The organism is Affinundibacterium amnicola (assembly GCF_014284275.1).
GTDB classification, from domain to species: Bacteria; Pseudomonadota; Gammaproteobacteria; order Burkholderiales; family Burkholderiaceae_D; genus Undibacterium; species Undibacterium amnicola.
Genome location: NZ_JACOFU010000008.1, coordinates 40555 through 66661 on the forward strand (window position 1 = coordinate 40555; position 26107 = coordinate 66661).

The window sequence follows — 26107 nt, forward strand, 5'->3', positions numbered from 1 at the left end:
CTATTTTTTCACTTCAGGCGATGAGACGATTGTAGATTCTGGTCTAGGGCGGCCCAAATTCATCGTCCAATACTTTTGATAAAATGAATTTTTCTTTGCCGCACAAGCCACCGCGAACTCGGTGAATTCTGCAGACAGCATTTGCTTGCAATGCCGTGGGCTACTCAACCAAGCATGTATTGCCGCCGTCAAATTTGCAGGCCCAGCAGTAATGTTCTCGCCAAGCACTGCATATCTGTATCCAACAGCATTCACACGATCACGTAATTGACGGGCATCTACGCTGGTGTGAGACACGATGTTAGTTGTCGCCATCTGTGCTGAATGTTCAAACGCAGCCGTTTGCAGTCTGACATTCCACTTCATTGCTTGTGTAACGGGCATTACGTCAGTGCCGCAAACTTGTTCTTTTTCACGTAAGGCATTGAGCATGCGAATAGCTTGCTCTTGAAATTCCTGAGCATTTTGCAGGTCACAGCGGGCATTACTTAAATCTGGCTGACTATAAGAAGATAGTGCCGCGTCTTCGGAAAAGCTTACCATTACCGACGATAATGGTATCGCGACAGGCGCCGCTTGTTGTGGTGATATCGCAGGCGTAGCTTGGTGTACGCATGCGGTCATCGGTAGCATCAAGAATCCAGCGTAACTTATCAATGCCAATCGATGCCTAATTCGATCAGGAATCCACATCAATACGTTCAAAGTCTTACGCTTACTTAGAAGAGAATTTATGCAAATTCTTCGCCGCTTGCGCGCGAATTTTGTTCTGTACCAATGGCAATCCGCCTAATAGCAGCCCTTTAATGCCCATCGCTTGTTGGCTCCATTTCCACAAATCGAAATGATCGCGATGACGACAAATTTTTCCATCACGGAATTCAAACTTCGCCTGAATGTCATTCACAATAAAACGTCCAGTCTGGCTGAAATTGTAGCTTGCAACCCAATGCGCGCTTCCTTCTGTATCGTTCGCTTGTACCGAATCAAACACAAGAGAAAAATCTTGTGCGCGCGCGGTTAACATGCGCCACATATTGCCAGCTTGTACACCGCGCAAATCCGTGAACACGGGATCAGAAAATTGAATGTCGTCGGTATAGCATGCGCACATTGCTTCTGCATCCAAGCGTTGGAAGGCTTGATAGAATTGTTCTATGAGTTGTGCATTTGGATGCATAGGATGTCCTTCCTGAGTTCAGTTTTCTAATGTGCGCTGGCACTAGCACTGGCGGATGCAGAGGCAGAAGCCTCTCCTTCAGACGCAGCGCTGGCAGCAGCATCACCAGTTGGCTTAATTTCTGCGATATTGTTTTCGCGCATGTAATCGTTCATCTCTTTCCAGCCCGCATACACGGCAGCGCGTGCAGCCTGCGGATTAAGTGCATAACAATCTTCGATTCCCCGCCCTGCATGACGACAGGCACTGCCGGTTGCACGTGCATCTGCTTCTAATATCGCCGCTTCTTTTGCCGGATCGGGAATTCCCAAACGTTCGCATGCGGTTAAGTTCAAGAGACTCAGGCTCAGCAAAACTTTTAAATAGGTAGGCATAGCATCACCGATTCTTTATATCAATTTGACATAGGAGAATTGATGCTATCACAAAACTCCTGGCGATATTGCTTAAAAAATATTCTTCCGTGGCTTGAACGCCAATCATCGACAAGTATTTTCTCCTTTCTTTTTTCAAGACAAGTGCGCAGCAAAACGCACTTAGTAAGCATCTAACAATTCGTCCCTGAACTTTCGTCATTTGAACCTGTCAACTTACATTCAAGCAGATGTCAACTTGAGCAGAACAGCAAGCGTTACGGAAAGCGCACTCATGCGCTCAAAAATCCTGATCTCGATCAGCGATATAATCTGCGGTAATGGTTTTATTTTAGGACTCACTTCATGTTTCAAATCAAGCTTCGTCAACGCTCCCTCCATCTTACGACAATATTTTTATGTAGCACATTGAGTCACTTCGCTGGCGCACAAACGCTACAAGACAATCAATGGCACGGCGGTATTGCTATCGGTGGCAGTTACGCCTCGAGTAACAATGTCGCACAAACTTTCAATCTAAGTGCCAACGGTACAAAGGCGACTCAAGAAGATAAATTAGGTCTGTATTCTGTCGTCAACTACGGCAGTAATACCGTCAACAAAGTCAAAACCAACACGGCGCAGTTGCTGCGTATTGGTGGTCGCTATGATTACAATATGTCGGCAAATAGCTTCTTCTTTGGTGGTAGCGAATTAGAGACCAATAAAATCCAGAATATCGACTCACGTTACTCATTCAACACAGGTGCGGGTTTTAAGTTGATCAAAACTGAAGACACTTCATTCGATGTATTCACAGGTCTTGGTTATTCCAATACACGATTTGGCACCACCATTCCACCATCACCCGATAGCAAAAAAGGTGTGGAATTTCTGTTCGGTGAAGAGTCAACACACAAACTCAGCAGCACTTCCAGTGTGAAGCAAAGATGGGCAATTTATCCCGGCAGCTCGGATATCGGCACTCGCAGCACTTTCGACATCAGTTTAGCAACGGTGGTCGCGAATGGTTGGACATTAAATGCCAGCGCCGCAGTTAGTTACACCAGCAAGCCCAGTAACAACTTCAAACGCACCAATAGCTTGGTGACTTTTGGCTTCGGCTATAAGTACTAAAAGCAGAACAGATCGGTTAAAATACTGAATAAATAAACAGTGTTTTAACCGATGAAATGAAGCAGGTTCAGCGCAAAATTATTCATTGCGATTGTGATTGTTTTTACGCCTCTGTCGAGATGCGTGATGATCCGCGTTTGCGTGAATTGCCGTTAGCGATTGGGGGTCAAGCCGATCAACGTGGCGTAGTTGCAACCTGCAACTACGCTGCCCGCAAATTTGGCGTGCGTTCTGCCATGCCAACTTCTCAAGCATTAAAACGCTGTCCTGACTTAGTGATCATGCGGCCGAATATGGAAAAGTATCGCGCTGCCTCGCGCCAGATTCTGGCGATCTATCGCGATTACACCGACTTAGTCGAGCCACTTTCATTAGATGAAGCGTATCTTGATGTCAGCAATACAGATCGATTACAAGGAAGCGCAACGCGCATCGCACAAGAAATACGCCAACGCATTGCTGCAGACGTTGGTATCACCGTGTCTGCTGGTGTCGCGCCAAATAAATTCCTCGCCAAAATTGCCAGTGACTGGAATAAGCCAGATGGCCTATATGTGATCTTGCCAGAGCAAGTCGAACAATTTGTCATCAAATTAGAAGTCGCGCGTTTATTTGGGGTCGGCAAGGTGACGGCAAACAAATTACACCAGCTAGGTATTCGTACCTGCGAAGACTTATTGACGTGGTCATTACCAGATTTATTGCAACAATTTGGCAAACTCGGTGGCAGTTTATTTTCGCTTTGCCGCGGCATCGATGAACGTGCGGTAGTTCCTAGCCATGATCGAAAATCAGTCAGTATCGAAGAGACTTATACCCATGACCTGATCGACTTTCAACACTGCATTGCTGAATTGCCTGTGCTGTACGCATCACTAGAAAAACAAGTTGAACGAACTGGTACTGCGAATCTGATACACAAGTTGAATATCAAAATTCGCTTCAATGATTTCAAACAAACGACAGTTGAATGTCGTGCCAATCAGCTTGATCAACAAGTGTTTGCCGACTTACTACAAATCGGCTATCAGCGACGACAACTACCAGTACGCTTAATTGGCTTAGGAATAGGTTTAAGCGAGAAAAAAACTGACGAACAATTAGCGCTGTTTTAACCCAAAATTTCCATTAGGATTTGAGACGATGGTGGATGCACTTTTCGAGGCAGTTTTTACGTGAATGAGGAGCTAATAGCTAGCTATTAGCAACGAAGAGCGAAAAAAATGACCGAAAATGCGCCGCCAGCGCTCAAATAGCATCGAAGACGCGCCTAATGGAAAATCTGGGTTTAATCCTTCGCCCTGATTCTGATACTAATACTTTTTACTTAGGCAGATGGTGTTGACGCAGATCCATTCGTCGCTGCCGTCGCAATCAACAATTGACGAAATGCCGCAAACAATTTTTGCATTGGTTCTTGCTTATATGGGAACATCTCAATTGGGTCCATCGCGTGCACGATCATATCGCTATCAACTTCGAAAATCAGCAACTTACCATCGCTCGTTTCACCACAATCGATACCAACATAATCTAATCCCGTTCGTTGGTGTATTTCAGCAAAAGCTTGCGCATGTCTTTGCGCAAAACCAGTCTCAAAATTTTGCATGAAGTGCGCTTCTTCCACGCGTTTCTCTGCACTCTCTGTCATTCCTGCGTTCAAGTAATGAATCATCCAATGCGTCGAAATACCCATGTGCGAGATGAAGGGCTGGCCATCAATCAACATAATTCGATACTTACGAAATAATCCATCGGCACTACGATAGTCGACAAACCGCGCAATATAAAATTCTTCCACCGGTACAGCTTGCAAATAATCTGCAACCGCATCTACCGACATCACTTTACGCAAACCTTGCCCGGCATGTGAGCCAAGTGGACGCGCGATGATAGGAAAATCGGTATCAGTAATCAAATCACTGAGCACAATATGTCCATCAGCCAGTGCTTGCATCTGTTGACGACTAACTCGCGCCGCTGTCGGCATTTCCAACTGGGCGGCTGGCTGTAATAGATGGCAGGCACGATCTCTACCTAATTCAGCGATTCGGATTGGCAAATTTAAAACCGGACGATGCCAGTTCTTTAGTATCTCCTGCAAATCAATCAGCAAATCGCGCTTGTCATCAGCTTCACCGATCGCGACCAGCAATACATCGTGCTCAGGAAGTTCGTGAATTGCCGGAATTCCCGCACCGACGTACCAAAGCTCAAGATCGATATCAGAATTTTCTACCAAAAACTCAACTGGCGTATTAGCCATTAAATCGCCATTCGTCATCAATACCAATAGCTTCAATTTTGCAGTTGTGTTGGATGGAATTTGGTACAAAGCTTGGGTCTGCAAAGCCAGCATTTGCGTCGACAATGCAGTATCACGATGCCCCAACAGCAACAAGACCGTCGCCAAATCCATATACGCATGCGCGTCATCTGGATTATTCTTCGCACGCTCCAATAATCCGGCGGCAATTGGCTTCATATCTTCCTCGGCAAACGCCTTGCGCATTAGCGGAGCTAATCCAATTAAGGCTGGCATCGTAGGAGCGGAATTTGCTGCCTGATCTGAAATCGTCATGGAAATATCTTTAATTTAAGCTGTCATTGGAACTACTCAGTTGATCGCCAAAACGTAAAGCGGCATCTAGCATTTGATCGATATCTTGCTTGCCAGTGCGGTGATTCACAATTGCCGCACGTATCGCTAATTGACCGTGCACCTTGGTCGTTGACGGCGCAGCGATACCTGACTCATGCAACTCAAATACAATATCGCGATTCAAGACATCAAGATCCTGATCTGCGGCGCGATAACGGAAACAAACGATATTTAAATTCACCGGTGCCAGTAATTCTAGTTTTGGCTCATTCACTATGCGCTGTTGAAGATGTTGCGCGAGTTCGCAAGTATGCGCAATCATTCGTCCTAATTGTTCAACACCATACACTTGGATGGTGAACCATGCCTTTAGTGCGCGAAAACCTCGCGATAAATCGGGACCAAAATCACAGGGCCAACGCTCACCAGCAGCGATACCACGACTCTCACGCTTTAGGTAACTGGTCGGCGTAGCAAAGGTATCAAAATGCGCCTGTCCATCGCGCACCAAAATGTAACCAGCATCATATTGAACTTGTGCCCATTTATGAAAATCGAAAGCGATAGAATCTGCGCGTTCAATGCCTTTTAAGCGTGGTGCAATTTCATCAGACAACATCGCTAAAGCGCCATAGGCCCCATCAATGTGAAACCACAATGCATGCCGTTGCGCGATATCCGCAATCGTATTTAAATCATCAATCGCGCCAACATCGACCGTGCCCGCCGTACCTGCAATCAAGAACGGAGTAAAGCCCGCAGCACGATCGGCCTCAATTTGTTTTTCCAATTCTTGCATATCCATGGAAAAATCAGCCTTGACCGGGATCAAACGTAAGGCATCTATACCGATACCTGCCATATCAATTGCTTGTGATACACAGGCATGGGCGCCAACGGACGCATAGGCAATCAGATTTTTCCCGCTGTTAGTGATGCCGACACGACGACTCGCAAGACCCAAGACTTTGGTCCGAGCAACCAAGACGGCGATAAAATTGGCAATCGATGTCCCAGTGACAAATAGACCACTCGCGCTGGATGGAAACTGGAACAATTCACGCATCCACTGTGTCACTTGCTTTTCGACTTCGATAGGCATTTGATCGCGTCCACCCAAATTCGCATTCAAACCAGCGGCTAACATTTCCGCCAACATGCCAACTGGCGTGCCGCCGCCTTGTACCCAGCCCATAAATCCTGGATGTGAATTGCCCACTGCGTAAGGCAAGACTTCTTGCATAAAGCGTTGATGTACCTGCGCCAAATCACTAGCTTGTGAGGGTAAGCTCTGTTGAAATTGTCCTCTGACTTGATCAGGAATATTCTGCCAGACGGGACGCTCGCGAATACCTTCAATATAGTCAAGCATATCATCGAGCATACGATGACCTTCAGCACGCAGGCTGGTCCAGTCTTGTGGGTCTAGGCTATGAGAATTTTCGGTCATGACTCTGTTATCGCTATGAAAATTTGCCCAAGCAAATGGGCAAAATCGAATGAAGCCGAAGGATAGCAACTATTTTGTGTTTCTGCCGCAAACATCACAGCAGACACTGTTTAGGAACAAAACAATTGCTCAAAGATCTTTGCTTTTTGTTGTGATCGTGGACTTGCCCAATAATCTGAAAAGCTAAAAATCGTCTGCTCACGATAGCAAATCTGGATACACCAAGGTTTGCCCATCAACACAACATGTACATACGTGGCGAAACTCTCGGCGAAATCCTCATACACCGTCGTTGCAGCATAAAGAGTAGAAAAGCCAGTACCACTCAAGGCCTGATAGATCGCTAACATCTGCGATGCGTTCAATTGTGCTTGACCGTAATAAGTGATACCAGAACGGTGTTCAAAATTATGCCGGATTAAAGGGATGATTTCACCACTCATCGCAATTTGCCAACAAATCGACAAGAAACTGTACTCTTCCGTATCCTTAAATTTCTGTGAACCTATCCACCAATTTGGTAGATAAGTTGTATTCATGCTGAGTACATGACCAAATTCATGCAATAGCAGATATTGCAAAGCTTGCTTACGTTGATCTTGCTCGGGTTCTGCTATGTTTGCCAGTAAAGTGTATTCTGCACTGGTGTTGAATGGGCTTGATTCTTTCCATGCCATCCAACTATTTGCAGTTCGCGATAAGAAAGCGTCTGAGTCTAGCAAGACTATGGCACCAAGCATATTGCCATCGGTATCGGAAATTACATCGGTAATAGCAGATGAACCAACTCCAGTAGCTAAAAAAACACCTAATAACTTAGGCTCAAGCTTAGCTTTAACTTGCTCGGGAAGCTCGGCGATTGCGGATCGAATGTCAGTCAACAAAGCGGAGTTTAATGAAGACACATGATCTGTCTGATTGATGCTGGGAGTGAGTGCGGGATTGAGTGCGGGTTCGATTGCAGAACCACTCTCGCGGGCATTCACTTGTTTGACATAATCAATAACTTCCGCTGGGGCAGCGGCGATTCTTTGCAAGAATGGAAGCTGTGCTTGCTTGCGCCAAAATTGCGGGTTGGAACTGCTAATCACAAGCAATCACAAATAATGACAAGTTTAATATTCAAGCTTGATCCCGTAACAACATCCCATTTTTCTTATCCAAATCTTTCGCCATCTCCAACACTTCTTTCGACGGGATTTGACGGATCACTGTATTGGTTTCTTTGTCCACAATCTGCACTAAAACCTTACCAGATTCCTGATCTAAATTGAGATTAATACTGTTGTTAGCATTTAAGAATTGATTAATCACTTCGACTGATTTTTTTAACTCAGCATCACTGACCGTATCGGCGACTTCCTCTGTAGATTCCAACTTCACAGCAGGAGATTTGCTTACTTCTCTTGTCGCAACCCGCGTTTCGGACGAAGCAGAAGAACCGACAACACCGGGCACGCGCGCTACTGCAGCGGTAATTTGATTGATGCTCATTCTCTTCCCCAATACTTATTCAAAACCAATTAGATTTTTTTACGGATTACCAGATATAGTGATTATCGGATCGATTCACGAAAAGTTTAATTGAATCATAGAAAATTCATGATTTGCGAAATGCCCAATTCACGCATTTCAAATTGGCATTGCGCTATTACAAGGACGCAATTAGACATACTAAACAGCGCAAAAAATCACGTCTATCGTCGCCAATTGCATAATGAATAATTGAAGGCAGCAAAAGTCAGCCTATGCATCAGCAATTTGTGAGGCTGTAAGAAACGCTGTATTAGGAAGGAGAAAACGATGATTGGTGCGCCAGACACGATTCGAACGTGCGACCCCAGCCTTCGGAGGGCTGTACTCTATCCATCTGAGCTACTGGCGCTATGAGAAATACAAAAAGAGGCGCGTATTCTACCGCAATTTACTCAGAAGCTCTTTAGCAATTCTTGGCTATTTTGTGGAATTATTCTTTAATTGAACCGACTCTGATGCTGCAAAAGCCGATTTTTCATTCCAAAATACAGGCTTTAGCTCTATAATCTGATGTTTTACGCTTAGCACGATTGAATGTGCTGCGAGCAAACTTCACATCATTTTTGTATCGAGGAAACCATGAGCGACGCCCACGACGAACACGAATCAGCGATTAAGACGCCTAAGCAACTGATCGTTGCCGTTCTTGCTGGATTTATAGTTCCTATTTTGATTATTGTTTTGCTGGTGAAATATGTTTCCAGTGACAACACCGTAGGCGCTGGTTCCAATGCGCAGACACCAGAGGCAATCGCTGCACGCATTAGCCCGGTTGCAAATGCTGGATTCACTTTATTAGATGCAAACGCACCAAAAGTGCTGCAAACTGGTGAGGCAGTATACAAAGCTGCATGTGCTGCATGTCATGGCACTGGCGCGGCTGGCGCACCTAAGTTAGGTGATGCTGCTGGATGGGGTCCACGCATTGCACAAGGTTATGACACCGTATTGAAACATGCGATCGAAGGTATCCGTGGTATGCCTGCAAAAGGCGGTAACGCAGACCTTGACGATGTAGAAGTTGCTCGCGCAGTTGTACATATGGTGAATGGCAGTGGTGGCAAATTTAAAGAACCTGAAGTCAAAGCTGCTGCAGCTACTGAAGCTTCTGCAAAATAATTCGCCGAGTTTCGAATATAAAAAAGCCAGTCATTGACTGGCTTTTTTTATTTCAATGAATTCGAATCATCTCGTGCTTACAGAGAAGCTGCTAGTTCAGCACCTTCTTTTATAGCACGCTTAGCATCCAATTCCGAGGCTAATGCCGCGCCACCAATTTTGTGGAACCGTGGTCCAGTTTCGTTTACTTGTGTCGGCATTAACTCTGTTAATGATTCTTGACCAGCACACAAAATAACGTGATCAACATCTAAAACCTGAGTTTTTCCACCAACACTAATATGCAAACCCTGATCATCAATTTTTTGATAATCAACTCCCGCCAACATATGAACTTTATTCCGCTGCAAAGTAGCACGGTGTACCCAGCCAGAAGTCTTACCCAAACCAGCACCCACTTTGCTTGCTTTACGCTGCAGTAAATAGATATCACGAATTGGATGTGCCTCTTCTGGCTTGATCAAACCACCATTCTGTTTCGCCTGCAAATCGATACCCCACTCACCTAGCCAAGTAGACAAAGGAATTGGCAATGCCGTCGCTGGATCATGTAACAAATACTCGGCAACATCGAATCCAATACCGCCAGCACCGATGATGGCCACTTTTTTCCCAACCGGTTTTTTGTGCAATAACACATCCAGATACGACATCACTTTTGGATGATCAATCCCATCTATACGCGGCGTGCGTGGAGAAATACCAGTCGCAACGATAATATGGTCAAAACCTTGTGCCAGCAATTCTTCACGCGTCACGCGCTTACCCAGATGCACTTTCACGCCAGTCACTTCTAAGCGCTTCGTAAAATAGCGCAGAGTTTCTTTGAATTCTTCTTTGCCCGGAATTTGCATCGCAATCTTGAACTGCCCACCAACGCTATCCGAACTATCAAACAAACTCACATCGTGTCCGCAAGATGCCGCAACTGTCGCAGCAGAAAGCCCTGCTGGACCTGCACCAACCACCGCAACACGTTTGACCACAGCCTTTTTCAGATACTGTAATTCGGTTTCATGCGCTGCACGCGGGTTCACAAGGCAACTAGCGCGTTGATTTGAAAAAGTATGATCGAGGCAAGCTTGGTTACACGCAATACAGGTATTGATTTCATCAACCCGCCCTTCCGCGGCCTTATTCACAAATTCAGGATCTGCTAAAAATGGACGTGCCATAGACACCATATCGGCGATACCGCTGGCGATAATGTCTTCTGCCTGCGCTGGCATATTGATGCGATTGGAAGCAATTACCGGAATCGACACCGCTTGTTTCAAACGCCCCGACACCGCAGCGAAAGCCGCTCGCGGAACTGAAGTCACAATGGTTGGAACGCGGGCTTCATGCCAGCCAATGCCAGTATTGAATAAAGTGACGCCCACTTTTTCTAAAGCTTGCGCTACGGCGACTACTTCATCCCAGCTGTTACCACCCTCTACCAAGTCCAGAATCGAATGGCGATACATGATAATAAAATTCGGACCAACCGCAGCACGTACGCGACGAACAATTTCAACTGGCAAACGCATGCGGTTCTCGATGGAGCCGCCCCAACGATCAGTGCGATGATTGGTACGCACACACAAAAACTGATTCAATAAATAACCTTCACTGCCCATGATTTCAACGCCATCATAGCCAGATTTCTGTGCCAATTTTGCACATCGCACATAGTCACGAATCGTGCTTTCTATACCCGCTTCAGTTAAGGCTTTTGGTTTGAATTTCGAGATCGGCGCTTTTTTATCGGAGGCAGAAACGATAAACGGTTGATAACCATAACGACCAGAATGCAAAATCTGCATCACGATCTTGCCACCTTCTTCATGCACGGCACGAGTCACTTTACGATGATTAAAAATATCCCCCAAACTGTTCATGGTGCCACCAAACGGCAATAGCCAACCACGACGATTTGGTGAAATTCCCCCAGTCACAATCAGCCCTACACCACCACGTGCACGCTCTCTAAAATAAGCCGCTAACTTCCCGTAATGATAAAAGCGATCTTCTAAACCCGTGTGCATAGATCCCATCATGACGCGATTGCGTAATTGAGTGAATCCTAGATCCAAGGGTTCGAGCAAATGAGGGAAATGTGCGTTAGCCATACCAAAGCCTATGTAAAAAACAAGATCGGACAAGAATACACAAGCTAAGCCTAATTGGCGACGATTTAGCTAGGTGAGATTCTCTAAATTGCACATGAAGAGCGTCAGAAAAACTAAATAGGCATGACAATTTTCCCTACAAAATCTCAATATGACTAGGGCGTATTGGCCTAATGACTACATGCAAACTCAGCATCAAAGTACAAGCCCAATAGGAACTGTAAAAAGATGTAATAGTTTTTGAACTGCTGGGTCGCAGAGATTAAGCTGCTCCTCAATGTTTCATTCGTTCTCAAAGGCTGCTATGACGAACACTTTCTTTAATAAGCTGCCACCAACCCAATTGTCCAAAGACACCAGCCAGCTCTTCGCTGATTTCGAGTATTTGGGACTATTTGACGAATATGGTTCTTGCTGTCTTTTCATCAATCAGCTGTTACTACAAAGTTTGCGGCAGAAAAACTACCCAGTCCAGTTGATCAGTTGCTATGCCTTAATGGAAGAACAAAATCAGCGTTTCTTTCTTGGTCACAAAGATTATATTAAGCCCGGTCAACTCGCTGGGCATGTCACCTGCTTAGTCAATCAAGAATTTCTGGTTGATTTCGGATTAGGCAATTTGCACAAATGTCTAGCTACAGCACCACAAGCGATTGCGTTTCAGGCACGAGCAAGTGACCATTTGTTCGGAGAGCTTTACTTAAGCAATTTAGCAAAAATCGCTTGGCATCCAATTCATGACATTCCAAACTTAGCGTTTGAAACTGCGCGACAACAGCCAAAGCTTGACGCGGTTTTTCAACAACTACATGCATTTCAGAAAAATCGTCTCAAGTTTGCAATTCACCGTGCCTTATTCAAAAAGCGCAAGAAATCAACGACACCAAAGTTGGTACCTCGTACCAATTTTGATGAGACTTATTTCTAGGGCGTGTTGACCTAACTATCAGCTTAAACAAAATTATTAATAATTTCCAAAGCGATCAAAGGCTGTATTTTTAAGGCGGCAAAGTCGTCTTGAAAGTAAGCTTTGTACGCAGGATACTGATCGAGATCATCCTGCTGTACATGCCGAAATCCCATATTCCAATGTGGGTATGCACGCTCAGAAATAGTTTGCTCCATTAACAGCGTCACGTCGCGATGACGTGGGTCTGCCTTGATAAGATCAAAAGTGCGGTGAACTTGTGCAGGCTCGCCTTCGAGCACTTGTAAGAACCGGCCGCTGCAATACAAGAGCTTGCCGGTAATTATATGTGCGGTGTTGTTTCTGACTGCGTGGCTATGAATCGACTGCAGCACGGATTCATCACCAGCTAAACGACTGACGTACACCAATTGGATCAAATTCATCATGCAACTCCTGCGTAGAACGATGAATTCATTCTACGCCCGAAACAGAGCGATCACCAGTGATCACGTCAGTGATTAAGGTCTAAATAGGTGCGCCTGGAGGAATTGGTGGAAGTGGACGCAACTTGACGCTGGCGGGGTCGCGTAAATACGACAATATCAGTTCAGCCGCCTGTTGACGGCTACTCGCGATACTGCCTTTGCCCGGATTTTTCTGTAACCATCGTGCCAGCTCGGTCACGCTTTGACGCACATCTGCTTGCACTTGTGGATGCAAACGTCCGTTATCAATCAAACCTAATACCGCGTCGAGTACGACCCAGTTTGCTGCTAGCTGTACCGTATTGCCGGCAAGCACAGTAGATCCTGGCTCTGCACGCTGCCAGGTTTGCTCAAATACTTGTTTGAACAATTCATTTACGCCCAGTTGCTGTTCATCGATTGCATGCTGCCAAGCCAAACGATTTATGCGGGTGGCGTCAAACAAAAACTGGCTACTTTGCGCTGCGCCCGCCTCAACCGCCGAAAGCGCATCAAACACAACATTCATGCGACCTGAAAAATATTCCGGTGTGCGGTTATAACCTTCTGATGGCGGCGTCAAAATCGCCAATACATTTTTTGGCAAAGCTAAATTTTCCGCACGCAAACTCGCAATTATTTTTTGCAAAGCTTGCCGTTGTAATGCAGCAGAAACTGGCTTGGCTCCGGGCTGTATCCGTCCGGCGTTCGCATCCTTTGCCAAACCATATTCATATTCGGCACCACCAATCAAGCGCGCCACCGCTTCGGTTTGATAGCGATGCAATAAATAGACTGGGACTAATCGGGCTTCCAACTCACCAACCTGACGTTGTGGTGGCAAGACCGCCATTGAAAAATTATTCAAAGCATGCTGACGCACCTGCATCAATTGATCATAAGTTTTCATGGAATCAGCGCCGAAATCCCATAGCAGACCATTTGGATGTGCTGCACCTGCTGCGCGTGAATCGGTATCAGACACATATTGCAAGCCACGCGCTTTGGCTTTTTCGCGCAAATTTGCCAGCGCAGTTTCTTCATCTTGCCCAGGGAAAGTTGCATACAAATGTTGAACCACAAAGTCATCCCAAGGTCCTACGCCTACTCCATAGGCATCTTTTAATTCCACTTCACCCTTACTATTCAGGCCTAAAATCGGGTGCGGATAATCCATCACAGAACCATTGCCATGACGACTAGGCGCAAAGTTATGGGCGATTCCCAAGGTATGTCCAACTTCATGCGCAGACAGCTGACGTAATCGCGCCAAGGCCATTTGTTCCGCCGCATTTTTCTTCTCTGCACTGCTTGATTTACCGTAAGGCGCTAACAAACTTTCAGCGATCAAAATATCTTGTCGCACGCGTTGCGAACCCAAGGTCACCGCACCTTTAATGATTTCACCAGTACGTGGATCAGTCACGGCATTACCGTAAGACCAACCGCGTGTTGCGCGATGTACCCACATGATGGTGTTGTAGCGGATGTCCATAGGATCAACGCCTTCCGGCAGTAATTCGACGCGATAGGCGTCTTTAAAACCCGCCTTCTCAAACGCACTCGTCCACCAACGCGCACCTTCCAACAAGGCCGTCCGCACTGGCTCTGGCGCACCACGATCCAAATAATAAATAATCGGCTTTTTCACGGTGCTGACCGCTGCGTTTGGATCGGTCTTTTCTAAGCGATGTCTAACCTGCCACTGCACGTGAATACTGTCTGCTAACGGTGTCGCAAAATCCATCTGCTCGCTATCTAAGCCTCCCGATCCTGGATGATACGACCGCGGCTTATACCCATCAGGCAAGCGAATCAAACTCACATGTTGATGTACACGCAAGCTCTTCGGATCCGCTGCCACTTGACGTACAAACGGGCCATCGCCAGCACCCGCGAAAGTCAGTAAAGCTTCTAGCTCAGTGTTATCAGGAAAATTCTTCGCTTGCTGACTCAATACAGCACTGCGTTTTTCATCGACCACGTAATTCCCTTGGCGAGTTCTTATCAAAGTATCGGCCACACCATGCCTGTCGGTCGATAAGAAAGACGAGAAATCCACCAAGTAGGTATTGCCCTCCGTTGCCAAGATATCTCCAGCCCACAACACCGCGCCAGCAAAAGCTTCACGCACAGAAGCGCGTTCATCTGGATTTTGTGAATCAGCGATAAAGCGGGTGTTCTCTTGTACTAAGAACAGGCGTTTTCCATGACGTTCGAATCTGACTAATTTACTTCTTCCTGCTTGCCCGCGATCTAGCCCGACATCATTCGATCCCAGTCCAAATGGCAGCGAGGTGACCAGCAAAAAGGGACGATCTAATTGCGGCACCGCCATCAAAATCTTTGCTTGCTCCTGGCTAGTCCAAATATCAAACAAACCACCCTGTTTCTTCATCCCTGCCGTATGTTGAGCGAAACCAGCGGATGCGACAGAAGTGCTTCCTGAGACGCCAACCCCTTGTGCTGTCTGCGCCGCTGAATAGCTGGCAGGCATCGCACTGAATACTACAACTGCTGCGGAAATGATGTTCAAGACAAATTTTGATGGTAATGGGGCTGACATGGCGGGTCCTTTAGAACAAAGCAAAACAAAGCATCGTGTAGCGGATGGAATACTTAGGAAATTAACAGCGTGAGCTTGGACAAGCAATCTTCGCATTTAGTTGCCTCAGTCTTTTGCATTTAATAAAAAACACTAGATATAAGAAATAGACCTTTCCCTCCACCCATCCCGTGCTCAATAAATGGACTCGACCTACTGAGTTAGCACGAGATAAAGACGAAGCCGCATTTAAGCAACAGTGAAATAATTTATACAATTTCAGTAGCAACAAATCCTTTGAAGCATTCGCAGCTTTGCTACAATCATTCACAAGCCATCTAACTCAATCATCATGAATCTTCACGGCATTCTTCGTTGCGGCATCATCATACTAAGTTTATATCTTAGTAGCTTTGCCTATGCACATGAAGTAGTGCAATTGCAAACCATAGAAGAATTCGATAAACATGGCAAACCAGTCCCGCTCAATAAAGTGAGCCGCGACTTACTGAATTACATTGAAAAATCCTTAAATCTTCGCTTCGAAGTCAAGCGTGTGCCGTGGAAACGCGCCCTGGATAATGCATTACATAATGATATTGTGCTGATGGGGATGTCGCACACCTCAGAACGCGCAAAACGTTATGCGTTTTCTGAGCCTATCAATGCCAACGGCAACTGGTTAATTACGCGATGTGATGCTACTTTCAAATTTAATGGCATCAACGATCTACGAGGAAAACTCATAGGTGTTGTGTTAGGTACGAGCGCAGGAGAAGAGTTCGATCAACAAATGCATGTGTTGTTCAAAGTCGAAAATGATATTGGTGCTGGCATTTCTCGCCTCAAAAAATTGATGGCGAAACGCATGGATGCGATTGTCTGGTATGGCGTCACTGGCAATCATCGCGAAATGCAAGAAACCCTAAACAAGAATTACGCCGCGCTGAGCGAATCATTTGGCTATGTTGAACGACCTGCCTTTTGTGTATTGCCCAAGCCAATTGCGATCGTCAATAACCATTTTGCTATGCGCATCAGTCCACGCAATCAAAATCTGTTAAATCGCATCAACCAGGCAATCGCAAAAGGACGCAAAGAAGGCGCCATTCCGCCCATGCAAGCAACGAATTTGGATTAATCCGCTACACTATGGCAACTTTATGTTGTTTATGTTGGCTTAGGTAGATCAATTCATGACCAGTACCCCCACGATACACGGAAAATTTGTGCATGGCTCGACCATGCGTCACGTCATCAATATGACCGCAACTGGCTCAATTGGCCTGATTGCGGTCTTTTTGGTGGATGTTTTAAATCTTCTCTATATCTCCCAATTAGGCAAACCTGAGCTGGCTGCGGCAATTGGCTACGCTAGTACGCTTTTGTTCTTTCATACCTCGATCGCGATTGGCCTATCGATTGCAACTGCTGCAACGGTATCACGAGCCATCGGGAGTGGTGATAGTCAACTAGCCCGACAATTTGCCGCGACTTCACTGATTTTGATCGCAGGAATTTCGATTCTACTAACCATCATTACTTATCCGCTACTAGATAGCTTACTAAGCATTCTAGGCGCACAAGCAGAAACAGCACGGCTTGCCAAACGTTTCTGTCAATTGGTATTGCCTTCCATTCCATTAATTAGTATTGGTATGGGACTCAGTGCTTTATTGCGTGCTTTAGGTGATGGCAAAGGTGCGATGTATGTGACTTTGGGTGCGGCAATTGCCACCGCCATCCTCGACCCGCTCTTTATTTTTAGTCTGAACTTAGGTTTGGATGGTGCGGCTTACGCAAACGTTCTGGCGCGTGTCGTGTTAGTGAGCATCGGCGCCTACAGTATCTTTGCAAGCCATCGCTTTTATAGCAAGCCGGAGCCTGAAGTTTTTCGCCGCGGTGCAAAAGCCTTCGCTACCATCGGCATTCCAGCGATACTCACCAATGTGGCGACCCCCGTTGGTAACGCCGCTGTCACTTCAGTTCTTGCAAAATATGGCGATCAGGCAGTTGCCGGTTGGGCGGTCGTGTCTCGTTTGATTCCCATGGCATTTGCAGGTTTGTTTGCTTTATCGGGCGCGGTCGGTCCAATTCTTGGTCAAAATCTGGGCGCGAAACGCTTTGATCGCTTACGATCCACCATGCTGGATAGCCTGAAATTGACCTTAATCTATGTATTAGTTGTTTGGTTCTTACTGGCCGTGTTTAGTCATATGATCGCTCGCGCCTTTGATGCTCAAGGTGCAGCAGCCGATGTCATCGTGTTTTTTTGCATTTTCGTTGCTGGCAGTTTCTTATTCAACGGCAGCCTGTTTGTCGCCAATGCGGCATTCAATAATCTTGGCTACCCACTCTATTCAACCATGTTAAATTGGGGACGATCCACAATCGGTGTGATTCCCTTTGTTTGGTTTGGCGGAATGTGGTTTGGCGCGCGCGGTGTGATTGCGGGATATGGGCTGGGCGTGGTCTTGTTCGGAATTGCTGGTGTGGTTTTGTGTTTCCGGGTGTTAGCAAAATTAGAGCAAACAAATCAACACGAATAATCGACCAAGGACATTATGCGCGCCCTCTTCTTTACTCTTACGCTACTGAGTAGCGCATTTATCACAAGCACGGGATACGCGCAAACTGTCACCAACAATTTTCCAGCATGGCCTAGTGGCCACAGTAGTGTACTCAAAGGCGAGCAAGCACTAACTTTGGGCAGGCAGTGCTCGCGTCCCTCGGTTCAAGGTGTCGATAGCAGCTGGACACCATCCCCCCAAATCATTCTGAGGCTTGAACTCAAACTCAACGAATATCTCAGCAAACATTACCCCAAAATACGTCAGCAAATTCAACAGGTTTATTTTCAATACGCGGGACTCAAAGGGAACAAACGAAAAATAATCTATATCAACGCGATTGACCAACACGCACAAAACAATCCCGATTGGCGTAAGAATGCTTTGGTGATCTGCGATGGCGGGGAGGTGTTCTGGGGTACTGAGTTTGATCCCGTGACCGAACGATTTTCACCGATACATTTTAATGGCAGTCCCTAAATGGCGATCATCGCGACATTAGCCACCATAGCCATGCTTTAAGCCTGTCTATATGAATGGATACACGCTGGCTTTCAAAATCTCAATCCATCATCAACGCCATTTACCTCTCGTCAGGCAAGGAAGTTCGGCCTTGTTGATCGCCTTATTGCTGCAAATTAATTGCGGCAATGCGCAACAAATCTTCCACTTCATCATGCGACAAATTGATCTCACAGCCAGCATTTCTAGTTTAGAATGCACCGTCGTTGAAAATCTCTGTATTTTTTGCAAACCACCAATACAGCTGATCTTGTCCGCCAATGGGGAAAATCCGGACAAAACAACGGAAATCTGAGCTTTTTATAATTTCAACAAACGTTTCACAAAATATAAACAGGAGAAAATTGCATGAGCGGTGCTGCAATCACACCGGGTCAAGAGACCCCAATTCCAGAGTTTAAGCAAATCATGGGGCATCCGGCTCCACTTTGGATGTTATTCATGTCTGAGTTCTGGGAGCGTTTTGCGTTCTACGGTATTCGCTGGGCTTTGGTGCTCTATATTGTCGAACAATTTTATAAAGGTGATGGTTCCGGTCAGGCAGCGGCAAATCTGACTTATGGCTCTTATCTGGCACTGGTGTACGCTGCTGCTTTGTTTGGTGGCTATGTTGCGGATCGCGTCATTGGTTATCAACGATCGATCCTGATCGGTGCGGTATTCATGGCTGCTGGTCTGTTTATGATCTCCATTCCAAATGAAGAGATCTTCAAACTAGGCTTGGCAACGATCATTATTGGTAACGGCTTATTCAAACCAAATATCTCCACGATGGTTGGTAAGTTGTACAGCATCGCTGATACGCGTCGCGATTCTGGTTTCACTATTTTCTACATGGGTATTAACGTTGGTGGCTTCTTAGCACCAATCTTTACCCAGTTCCTGGCGCAAAAAGTATTCAGTACTGGCGACACACCTGCGTACAAGATTGTCTTCATCGCCGCTGGTATCGGTATGTTATTGAGTTTGGTCTGGTTCGCCATTGGTCGCCGCACTTTAAAAGGCATAGGCGCACCCGCTGAAGGTACAGAAAGCATGTCCCGCGTGATTTATGTCGCGATTGGTGGCTTGTGTGTCATCCCAGTCGCTTACTTCTTGCTATCAATGGGCGCAGCGAAATTGCAAGGTATTTTGACAGTGTTGTTCATCGGCCTGGCAGTGATGTTGATGGTAGAAGGCATTCGCAACGGTAATGTAGCTCGCGACAAAGTGATCGCGATGTTATTGATCTTTACTTTCAATATCTTGTTCTGGATGTTCTTTGAGCAAGCCGGTAGCTCCTTTACCTTCCTTGCGGAAAGCATCGTTGATCGCGATTTAGGTGGCTTCGTGTTTCCAACAGCATGGTTCCAAAGTGTGAACTCCTTAGCGATTATCGGTTTCGCCCCTATCGTTGCTGCAATCTGGGTGATGTTGGGACGTCGTAATTTGAATCCATCGATTCCACGTAAATTCGGCCTTGGTTTGATCGGTAATGCCTTGGCATTTGGTTTGTTAATGTATGCGTTGACATTCTTGGTCGACGACAATAGCAAAATCCCATTCTGGACTTTGTTTATGGTGTATGTCATCCAATCCATCGGCGAATTGTGCTTATCACCAATCGGTTTATCGATGGTGACAAAATTGGCGCCAGTACGCTTAGTAGGTTTAGGTATGGGTGGCTGGTTCTTATCAACGGGTATCGGCAACAACTTATCGGGAATTTTTGCCAGCCACGTCAGTGGTGATAGCGGAATGTCTGTGGCATCTGCATTAAGCGGCTATACCTTCGGCTTCTACTCGCTGTTAGGCGCAGGCGTTGTGTTGTTCCTGATCGCACCGTTAATGCAGAAATTAATGCACGGCGTGAAGTAATCTGCATCTGATATCAGACATTAATTAAGCAATCAAATCCCGCAAATAGCTATCGTTCTTTGGCAATTGCGGGATACAAAAAAAAGAGCTGGGGTCATTTATGTGACCCCAGCTCTTTTTTACTTCAACAGCAAGATTTCTGTTGCTGTCTATTTCATTTCCATCGCCGCAGCTTCTGCAGCAGCCGGATCGATCTCTGGTTTAGGTGGAAATGCTTTGCCATTCACCAGCAATTGACCATTCTTCCAACTTACTTTAGAGCTCAACACTTTACCATCGCGCTTGACATAGCCTTGCTTTTCAAAGCCTTCAATCTGCGCGTAAAATTGACTACGCATCATGCCACGTGCGTCTGGATCGGTTTGTGTGCCATCAATTAATTCATCAATCATCGCATCGGCCAAACTCACTTCACCCACGCTTTCAATTTTAGATAACAGCAATATCGGCGTTTCAAAGTCTACCGCAGCAACATCCTTGAACTGGAATTTTCCAGACGCTTTAAATTCGCCACTCTTACCTGTCAAACTTAAACGGTCGAGTGAGATTTCTGGATTGTGTTTTAAAATTTCAATACCGTATTGCTTCCACTTCTGCTGCATTTCCAGCATTTTCTCAGGATTATTTTTGTATTGATCAATCGTCGACAATTCAACGAAGAGCTGATTAGCACTTGGTCCATGCAAACGCTTCAATGAATAGTCGTAATGGAAATTGCCGATTGGCGTGTCATTCATCGTGATATTCGCCATACCGAATTTCAAAGCAGAATCAATCAAATCGTTCTTGGAAGTCGTTGTACTTTCCAAGCTAATTTCTTTAACACTGAAACCTTTATTCGCTGCTTGTGCATTGGAAAAACTCATAGAAGCAATGCTAGCCTTAGACGCTCCGAGATACAAGAAACCGTCTGGGTAGGCACGCTCTGCATCACCTTGCATTTTGATCTCGCCAACTTTCACTGAAGTCGCACCTTTTGCTGCAAGCACATCTAAGCCTGGCGAATGCAAATCAAACTTCAATTTTTTATAAGCTGCATCAAAATCAATCTCCAACTTTGCGCCCTTCCAATCCAACTTGTCTTGATTCATGCCGACTGTCGTGTTGACCGCTGGACTGCTAATCGTTAATTTACCGCCACCACCATAATTTAAAACGGTGCGAATCTCGATAAATTTCTTATCGCCAAAAACCCGTTTAATTTCTTCTTTGGTTGTCGCATCGAGTACAAATTCTGTTTCTATCTTGCCGGCAGCAATACCCAAAATACCAGGAACAGGACCATGCTGGATAGTGTTTACAACTTGAAACTGCACTGGCTTAAGTATCTTTGGCATCTCAGGCTGATGAGGATCGGCATCCGCCGCATCCGTTGCATCTTGCGGGTTTTGTGGATCTTGTCCGGCCTGATCTTGCAAGCTCATAGGGCTTGCGGCAGGTGACATGCCAGCGATATCAAACTCAATCGTACTTTCTTGTTTCGATGAAAAAATCCCGCGGGTATAGGTTTGCTTCACAATCTTAAAATTGGCAAACAACACATCTTTTTTATCTGTCTGTGACAGTTTGGTTTCCAAACGTTTGCCCGACATCCATGAGGCAGCAGGGTAAGCAACCGCTAAAGCAGCAACGACCGCAAGCGCAATTGAACTTTTTTTCATGCGAAGTAATCCTTAATTAAAATAAACAATCCGATAAAAGATGAAATAGAAAGGCGATAGTGTAACGACAAATAGCTACACTATGATGTTATAGGCAATAAAAAATATCTTTTCACCAGATCACATCACAAATTCTGTCTGACAAAACAACGCCATATGAACTCGCAGTGGTGATCTATTGCAGTTACTTAGATGGTCACTTATTTAGTCACTTATTTAGTCACTTATTGTTTGCTAGAAGCCGATTGCTCTAACTGCTCTAATGCAGTATCCCGTTGCAAAAATCTAGCCTCAAAATCATGCGGGTTGAGCGCTTTGGCAATCAGGAATCCCTGAATCTCATTGCAATTGAGTGCGCATAACAAATCTTTCTGTTCTTGCGTCTCTACCCCTTCCGCAATCACTTTCAGTTTTAGGGCATGCGCCAAACTGATAATTGCCGTCACTATGGCAATATCGCTTTCGTCTTTTGTTAGGTTCATGACGAACGAACGATCAATCTTCAATTTATTGATGGGGAAACGCTTTAAATAGCTCAGACTAGAATAGCCAGTACCAAAGTCATCAATCGACATCTTGACGCCTAGTTTGGCGATGGCGTTAAGCTTCTTCAAGGTTTCTTCCACATCGCGAATCAAAATCGATTCAGTCAGTTCCAAAGCGATACAACTAGGATCAAGATGTGCATCGTCCAGTGCATTGGCAAGGTTATCAACAAAATTTGCCTGTTGAAACTGTAGCGCAGAGACATTCACAGAAATACTCAGATGCCGCCCATCTTTATTCCATGCAGCGGCTTGCGCGATTGCGGTATGAATAACCCAGTTTCCAATCGCGACAATCAAGCCACTTTCTTCCGCTATCGGAATAAATTTTGCCGGGCTGACTTCTCCCATATCTTTGTCATACCACCGGATCAAAGCTTCCGCACCAAATACTTGATTCGTTTCCAAACAAAGTAAAGGTTGGTAATGCAAACGAAACTCTTGATGTTCCAAAGCTTGTCGCATCGCGTGATCAATCTTCATACGCGACAACAAGCCAATGTTCATTTGGCGCTGATAAAAACGAAAATCAGAACGTCCGCGCTCTTTCACGTGATACATCGCGCTATCGGCGTTCTTAATCAAATCTTCAATTTTGCTACCATCCGCGGGATACAGCGCAATCCCAATACTACAAGTCACGCTAAATTGAATTCCATCCAAACTAAATGGCGCAGCTAAATCAGCGAGCACTCTACGCGCGCAAATTTCGGCGCCGCTGGCATTTGCTTGATGTAGCAAAAGAACAAATTCATCACCACCAAGTCGGGCAGCCGTATCAACTTGACGCAAACAATTCTTTAGACGTTCAGTCACTTCGATCAGGACACGATCACCGAATGGATGTCCTAAGGAATCATTGATTTGCTTAAAGTTATCGAGATCTAAAAACAGTAAAGCGAATTCACCATTAGAACGGCTGGCATGGGTAATCGATTGGTTGATCCGCTCTTCCAATAACAGTCGGTTAGGCAAACCCGTCAAGGCATCAGAAAATGCCAGCTCTTCTATCTTTTGTTTGGCGTTATAGCTCTCGGTTCTATCTTTAAAGAAACCGATGGTATGTAAGATTTTTCCGTCGTCATCTTGCACCCGCACCAGCGAAATCATACATAAATAAGCATGGCCATCTTTACGTCGATTCCAGATCTCTCCTTCCCAAAAACCCTGTAGGTCAAGTTCACGTTGTAAAGTTTTAATTAACTCCGCATTTCCTTGATTGAGCAAAAACTGTTCTATGCTCAAGCCCTTCATGTCGCATTCAGTAAATTGGGTTAAGCGTTCGAATCCTGGATTCGTTGTAATGATTTTTTGTTCGTGATCGGTGATGAAGATGGCATCGGTGCTGGCCTCAAAAACTTTTGACGCCAGTTGTATACGTGCATGATCTGCCAATCTTTGCGAAATATCGCGGAATGAGTAAACACGCCCTATCGGCCGGCCGCGCGCATATTGTGGCAGCGTCACGCGTTCAAGCACTTTGCCAGAATGCAGTACCAAAATGTCGTTGGACTCTAATAAGGGCGAACGACGGATAATCGCTAAACGTTCATTGTAATGACTGGCATCAACAATGCATTGATCCATCCACGAATAAATTGCCGAATCTTCTCTTTGCGTCAATAACTCTTCGGGTAAATTCCACAACTTCGCGAACAAATGGTTATAGCTGCGGATACTTCCATCTAAGTCGGTCACCAAGATTCCATCGGCAGTTGATTCCAGTGTCGCACGTAGTTCAGCGATCAATTTTTCAAGTTCAGTCTCGACATGACGTTGATCGGTATGATCGCGAATGGCCACCACATAGAGCGCCGTTTCCATATCGAGATGCACCAAACTCACACGTCTGACGACATGCACGATGCTGTCATCAGAACGCTTTAGCAAAGTCTCAGAGTAAATATTATTCGACAAACCAGCAGCCACGTCTTCCCAAAAAAACATATCTTCAGGAGAAGATGCCAGATCCACTACTGGTGCACCAATCAGGCTAGCTGCCGGCGCGCCCAATAACTTATGCGCTGAACGATTCGCCGCAATAATATGCAACTGCAAAGGATCGACCAGCAGCACACCTTCTATCATCCCCTCGATCAAGGCTTCCCATTGGCGCTGTATCATGGCAATGGTCCTTTCATGTGACTTGCAAGCGATAGCGGATCAGTGGCGCGTTCGAAAAAATAACACAAGCGTTTTCGAGGTGACAAATAATCGTAAGCCGCTTTCGGCAGTTGTATTGGTTTTAAACTACGACGAATACCAATCTGCGTTTCGTGCTCCAAATTAATGACCAATGCTTCTTCGCGCGGAATTGCCGGGTCGTGAATAATCACTTTCGGCTTAATTGGACGTATGGAATTCACCGATACAACCAAGGCGTATCGCTCATCACTTAACTGCACAACGGAGCCCGGCGGATAAATCCCCATCATCTTAATGAAGGCCGTCAGGGTTTGGGTATCCGACTGCGTTTTACTCTTAGTGAACAATTGCGATAATGCTTCGTGTGGTGTAATAGCATGCGCAACATTACTTGGATTGCATAAATTATCGAAGCGATTGACTAAAGAAATAATACGGCTCAATACCGTCATTTTCTCGCCCGAAATATGCCCGGGATATCCACTGCCATCAGCGTACTCATGATGTTGTGCGATTAAGAGCAATGCATTTGGAGACAACTGTAATTTGCGCGCAATATTCACGCCATGTGCAACATGGCTTTGATATAACTGACGTTCGGCGGGACTACTTTGTTCATCTAACCAACGCAAACGATCCGGCAATTCCATTTTGCCGACGTCATGTAACAAGGCACCAATACCCAATTCCAACATGTCTTCTTTGGGTAACTCTAAAACTTTTCCTAGCAACAGAGAAATCAAAGTCACATTCACGCTATGCAGCGCGGTTTTCTCGCCAGCCTTTTCCGATAACAAACGAATGGCAGATTCTTCTTCATTCAAAATTCCTTCAAGCATACCCTGCACCAACTTCGTCGCAGATTCTCTCGCCAGCAGTGGTTGTGCATGAACGATGTCGGTCAAATGTTTGAATTCTTGCGTGGCTTGACCAAATTGGCGTTCTGACTGCATCAAACTCGCTTGTTGCTGGTGCAGTAGCGCACGGCGTTGTTTGATCGCTAGTTCTTCAGGGCTCTCTGAAGTTGTCGGCTTCTCTAGATGCGCGTTTTTTGCCTGACTAGCTTCGCCCGCCCCTACAGTGATATGACTCTTTTCTGGTGCGTAGCGAATTTTCTGCAATCCTAATTCACGCAATTTCTGAATTTGCTCCTGGGTACGCAGCTCAAAGCTATTGACAGGAAAGGGATGCTCCATCCACCCTATATCCAGATAAATATACATACCTATCTGTAGTTCGGCCGGACTAATAAATTGAGGATGTGATTCTGTCATTGAGCGCACACTGGGGAAGTGGGTTATGATGAAAGAAAAGTTTCTTTAAATCAATCTTTTCAGTATAAGCCTAAAGTAATAAAAATACTCCATCGCAAACAGATACGCTGTAATTATTTTTCAATT

At 45.6% G+C, this 26107-nt stretch carries 22 protein-coding genes and 1 tRNA gene; 9 read left to right on the top strand and 14 right to left on the bottom strand.

The genetic code is table 11. The annotated features are described in order from the left end of the window. The 3 genes from H8K33_RS16475 to H8K33_RS16485 all read right to left on the bottom strand — a co-directional run bounded on the left by H8K33_RS16475 (position 1) and on the right by H8K33_RS16485 (position 1554). Positions 1–633 carry a CAP domain-containing protein gene (locus H8K33_RS16475; protein WP_186892159.1) on the bottom strand — a complete coding sequence of 211 codons (633 nt, stop codon included), beginning with the start codon at positions 631–633 and terminating at the stop codon, positions 1–3. A gap of 82 nt (positions 634–715) precedes the next feature. Next, positions 716–1180 (bottom strand): nuclear transport factor 2 family protein, encoded by a 465-nt coding sequence (locus H8K33_RS16480; protein ID WP_186892160.1) that lies wholly within the window; start codon positions 1178–1180, stop codon positions 716–718. A 26-nt stretch (positions 1181–1206) separates the two neighbouring features. After that, positions 1207–1554, bottom strand: a complete 348-nt coding sequence (locus tag H8K33_RS16485; protein ID WP_186892161.1) for a hypothetical protein — start codon at positions 1552–1554, stop codon at positions 1207–1209. A 345-nt stretch (positions 1555–1899) separates the two neighbouring features. Here H8K33_RS16485 and H8K33_RS16490 point away from each other — a divergent pair, with 345 nt between their 5' ends. Further along, positions 1900–2670, top strand: a complete 771-nt coding sequence (locus H8K33_RS16490) for a DUF481 domain-containing protein (RefSeq protein ID WP_186892162.1) — start codon at positions 1900–1902, stop codon at positions 2668–2670. Between the two features lie 56 nt (positions 2671–2726). Next, positions 2727–3785, top strand: coding sequence for a DNA polymerase IV (gene dinB, locus H8K33_RS16495; RefSeq protein WP_186892163.1), 1059 nt, complete (start codon positions 2727–2729; stop codon positions 3783–3785). 212 nt (positions 3786–3997) lie between these two features. Here the strand turns inward: dinB and H8K33_RS16500 are convergent, their stop codons facing one another. The 5 genes from H8K33_RS16500 to H8K33_RS16520 all read right to left on the bottom strand — a co-directional run bounded on the left by H8K33_RS16500 (position 3998) and on the right by H8K33_RS16520 (position 8607). Then, positions 3998–5251: an ATP-grasp domain-containing protein gene (locus tag H8K33_RS16500; RefSeq protein WP_222613467.1), complete on the bottom strand. Its 1254-nt coding sequence runs from the start codon at positions 5249–5251 to the stop codon at positions 3998–4000. Between the two features lie 10 nt (positions 5252–5261). Then, positions 5262–6722 carry a pyridoxal phosphate-dependent decarboxylase family protein gene (locus H8K33_RS16505; protein ID WP_186892164.1) on the bottom strand — a complete coding sequence of 487 codons (1461 nt, stop codon included), beginning with the start codon at positions 6720–6722 and terminating at the stop codon, positions 5262–5264. 110 nt (positions 6723–6832) lie between these two features. Then, positions 6833–7813 carry a hypothetical protein gene (locus H8K33_RS16510; protein WP_186892165.1) on the bottom strand — a complete coding sequence of 327 codons (981 nt, stop codon included), beginning with the start codon at positions 7811–7813 and terminating at the stop codon, positions 6833–6835. Positions 7814–7844: 31 nt separating this feature from the next. After that, positions 7845–8216: a flagellar protein FlaG gene (locus H8K33_RS16515; RefSeq protein ID WP_186892166.1), complete on the bottom strand. Its 372-nt coding sequence runs from the start codon at positions 8214–8216 to the stop codon at positions 7845–7847. A gap of 314 nt (positions 8217–8530) precedes the next feature. Next, positions 8531–8607, bottom strand: a tRNA-Arg gene (locus tag H8K33_RS16520). Positions 8608–8837: 230 nt separating this feature from the next. Between H8K33_RS16520 and H8K33_RS16525 the strand changes: the two genes are divergently transcribed. Further along, positions 8838–9377, top strand: coding sequence for a c-type cytochrome (locus tag H8K33_RS16525; RefSeq protein WP_186892167.1), 540 nt, complete (start codon positions 8838–8840; stop codon positions 9375–9377). Positions 9378–9454: 77 nt separating this feature from the next. On the opposite strand, the gene H8K33_RS16530 is transcribed toward H8K33_RS16525, so the two are convergent. Beyond that, entirely contained in the window at positions 9455–11488 is a 2034-nt protein-coding gene (locus tag H8K33_RS16530) for an NADPH-dependent 2,4-dienoyl-CoA reductase (protein ID WP_186892168.1), read from the bottom strand. A gap of 304 nt (positions 11489–11792) precedes the next feature. Here H8K33_RS16530 and H8K33_RS16535 point away from each other — a divergent pair, with 304 nt between their 5' ends. Continuing rightward, entirely contained in the window at positions 11793–12416 is a 624-nt protein-coding gene (locus H8K33_RS16535; RefSeq protein ID WP_186892169.1) for a hypothetical protein, read from the top strand. Between the two features lie 23 nt (positions 12417–12439). Here the strand turns inward: H8K33_RS16535 and H8K33_RS16540 are convergent, their stop codons facing one another. Both H8K33_RS16540 and H8K33_RS16545 read right to left on the bottom strand, forming a co-directional pair. Further along, the gene (locus tag H8K33_RS16540; RefSeq protein ID WP_222613468.1) at positions 12440–12844 is read right to left on the bottom strand and encodes a BLUF domain-containing protein; all 405 of its coding nucleotides are present in this window, start codon (positions 12842–12844) and stop codon (positions 12440–12442) included. 79 nt (positions 12845–12923) lie between these two features. Beyond that, positions 12924–15428 carry a zinc-dependent metalloprotease gene (locus tag H8K33_RS16545; protein ID WP_246443691.1) on the bottom strand — a complete coding sequence of 835 codons (2505 nt, stop codon included), beginning with the start codon at positions 15426–15428 and terminating at the stop codon, positions 12924–12926. A 331-nt stretch (positions 15429–15759) separates the two neighbouring features. On the opposite strand from H8K33_RS16545, the gene H8K33_RS16550 reads away from it, so the two are divergent. The 5 genes from H8K33_RS16550 to H8K33_RS16570 are packed head-to-tail and all read left to right on the top strand — an operon-like array spanning position 15760 to position 20356. Then, positions 15760–16548 (top strand): substrate-binding periplasmic protein, encoded by a 789-nt coding sequence (locus H8K33_RS16550; protein ID WP_186892171.1) that lies wholly within the window; start codon positions 15760–15762, stop codon positions 16546–16548. 55 nt (positions 16549–16603) lie between these two features. Next, positions 16604–17956 (top strand): MATE family efflux transporter, encoded by a 1353-nt coding sequence (locus tag H8K33_RS16555; protein WP_186892172.1) that lies wholly within the window; start codon positions 16604–16606, stop codon positions 17954–17956. A gap of 15 nt (positions 17957–17971) precedes the next feature. Next, positions 17972–18457, top strand: coding sequence for a hypothetical protein (locus H8K33_RS16560; RefSeq protein ID WP_186892173.1), 486 nt, complete (start codon positions 17972–17974; stop codon positions 18455–18457). 52 nt (positions 18458–18509) lie between these two features. Further along, positions 18510–18794: a hypothetical protein gene (locus H8K33_RS16565; RefSeq protein WP_186892174.1), complete on the top strand. Its 285-nt coding sequence runs from the start codon at positions 18510–18512 to the stop codon at positions 18792–18794. Positions 18795–18847: 53 nt separating this feature from the next. Next, positions 18848–20356 (top strand): peptide MFS transporter, encoded by a 1509-nt coding sequence (locus H8K33_RS16570; RefSeq protein WP_186892175.1) that lies wholly within the window; start codon positions 18848–18850, stop codon positions 20354–20356. A 149-nt stretch (positions 20357–20505) separates the two neighbouring features. Here the strand turns inward: H8K33_RS16570 and H8K33_RS16575 are convergent, their stop codons facing one another. The 3 genes from H8K33_RS16575 to H8K33_RS16585 all read right to left on the bottom strand — a co-directional run bounded on the left by H8K33_RS16575 (position 20506) and on the right by H8K33_RS16585 (position 25981). Further along, positions 20506–22017, bottom strand: a complete 1512-nt coding sequence (locus tag H8K33_RS16575) for a YdgA family protein (protein WP_186892176.1) — start codon at positions 22015–22017, stop codon at positions 20506–20508. A gap of 224 nt (positions 22018–22241) precedes the next feature. After that, positions 22242–24686, bottom strand: a complete 2445-nt coding sequence (locus H8K33_RS16580) for a sensor domain-containing protein (RefSeq protein WP_186892177.1) — start codon at positions 24684–24686, stop codon at positions 22242–22244. Further along, a complete protein-coding gene (locus tag H8K33_RS16585; protein ID WP_186892178.1) occupies positions 24683–25981 on the bottom strand; it encodes an HD-GYP domain-containing protein in 1299 nt (432 codons plus the stop codon). Before H8K33_RS16585 ends, H8K33_RS16580 begins: the two co-directional genes overlap by 4 nt. Positions 25982–26107 lie beyond the last annotated feature (126 nt).

Bases quoted from the DNA above. Each gene is read 5' to 3' on its own strand.
- H8K33_RS16540 (WP_222613468.1), bottom strand. From the start codon at position 12,844: ATGATGAATTTGATCCAATTGGTGTACGTCAGTCGTTTAGCTGGTGAT.
- H8K33_RS16485 (WP_186892161.1), bottom strand. From the start codon at position 1,554: ATGCCTACCTATTTAAAAGTTTTGCTGAGCCTGAGTCTCTTGAACTTA.
- H8K33_RS16580 (WP_186892177.1), bottom strand. From the start codon at position 24,686: ATGATACAGCGCCAATGGGAAGCCTTGATCGAGGGGATGATAGAAGGT.
- H8K33_RS16530 (WP_186892168.1), bottom strand. From the start codon at position 11,488: ATGGCTAACGCACATTTCCCTCATTTGCTCGAACCCTTGGATCTAGGA.
- dinB (WP_186892163.1), top strand. From the start codon at position 2,727: ATGAAGCAGGTTCAGCGCAAAATTATTCATTGCGATTGTGATTGTTTT.
- H8K33_RS16525 (WP_186892167.1), top strand. From the start codon at position 8,838: ATGAGCGACGCCCACGACGAACACGAATCAGCGATTAAGACGCCTAAG.
- H8K33_RS16545 (WP_246443691.1), bottom strand. From the start codon at position 15,428: ATGTCAGCCCCATTACCATCAAAATTTGTCTTGAACATCATTTCCGCA.
- H8K33_RS16505 (WP_186892164.1), bottom strand. From the start codon at position 6,722: ATGACCGAAAATTCTCATAGCCTAGACCCACAAGACTGGACCAGCCTG.
- H8K33_RS16560 (WP_186892173.1), top strand. From the start codon at position 17,972: ATGCGCGCCCTCTTCTTTACTCTTACGCTACTGAGTAGCGCATTTATC.
- H8K33_RS16535 (WP_186892169.1), top strand. From the start codon at position 11,793: ATGACGAACACTTTCTTTAATAAGCTGCCACCAACCCAATTGTCCAAA.
- H8K33_RS16550 (WP_186892171.1), top strand. From the start codon at position 15,760: ATGAATCTTCACGGCATTCTTCGTTGCGGCATCATCATACTAAGTTTA.
- H8K33_RS16480 (WP_186892160.1), bottom strand. From the start codon at position 1,180: ATGCATCCAAATGCACAACTCATAGAACAATTCTATCAAGCCTTCCAA.
- H8K33_RS16555 (WP_186892172.1), top strand. From the start codon at position 16,604: ATGACCAGTACCCCCACGATACACGGAAAATTTGTGCATGGCTCGACC.
- H8K33_RS16475 (WP_186892159.1), bottom strand. From the start codon at position 633: ATGCTACCGATGACCGCATGCGTACACCAAGCTACGCCTGCGATATCA.
- H8K33_RS16515 (WP_186892166.1), bottom strand. From the start codon at position 8,216: ATGAGCATCAATCAAATTACCGCTGCAGTAGCGCGCGTGCCCGGTGTT.
- H8K33_RS16500 (WP_222613467.1), bottom strand. From the start codon at position 5,251: ATGACGATTTCAGATCAGGCAGCAAATTCCGCTCCTACGATGCCAGCC.
- H8K33_RS16490 (WP_186892162.1), top strand. From the start codon at position 1,900: ATGTTTCAAATCAAGCTTCGTCAACGCTCCCTCCATCTTACGACAATA.
- H8K33_RS16570 (WP_186892175.1), top strand. From the start codon at position 18,848: ATGAGCGGTGCTGCAATCACACCGGGTCAAGAGACCCCAATTCCAGAG.
- H8K33_RS16585 (WP_186892178.1), bottom strand. From the start codon at position 25,981: ATGACAGAATCACATCCTCAATTTATTAGTCCGGCCGAACTACAGATA.
- H8K33_RS16575 (WP_186892176.1), bottom strand. From the start codon at position 22,017: ATGAAAAAAAGTTCAATTGCGCTTGCGGTCGTTGCTGCTTTAGCGGTT.
- H8K33_RS16565 (WP_186892174.1), top strand. From the start codon at position 18,510: ATGAATGGATACACGCTGGCTTTCAAAATCTCAATCCATCATCAACGC.